We start from the raw sequence: 229 nt of genomic DNA, 5'->3' as shown, positions 1-229 counted from the left end.
AGAGCGATCTTTCCACCGTGCTTAATATTATGGATCATGTCAGACAGACCAGCCGGACTTCCGGACATTTCAAGACCTACATCATATCCTTCTGTCATTCCGATCTCTTTCATCACATCGGTCAGTTTCTCTTCTTTTGAGTTCACTGTTCTTGTCGCACCGAGCTTTGTCGCAAGATCCAGACGATACTGGTTGAGATCTGTCACAACAACATGTCTTGCGCCTGAAA

The 229-nt window shown here is 45.4% G+C and carries 1 protein-coding gene; it reads right to left on the bottom strand.

The window, feature by feature from the left end; all coding sequences use genetic code 11:
* The coding region (locus HJY11_RS13780; protein ID WP_438820441.1) for a zinc-binding dehydrogenase at positions 1-206 on the bottom strand (206 nt) is incomplete at its 3' end.
* Between the last annotated feature and the right edge of the window lie 23 nt (positions 207-229).

This window comes from Bittarella massiliensis (ex Durand et al. 2017) (assembly GCF_017566145.1).
Taxonomy (GTDB): domain Bacteria; phylum Bacillota; class Clostridia; order Oscillospirales; family Ruminococcaceae; genus Bittarella; species Bittarella massiliensis_A.
The sequence above is the reverse complement of the archived record's forward strand: the minus strand, read 5'-3'. Positions and strand labels throughout refer to the sequence as shown.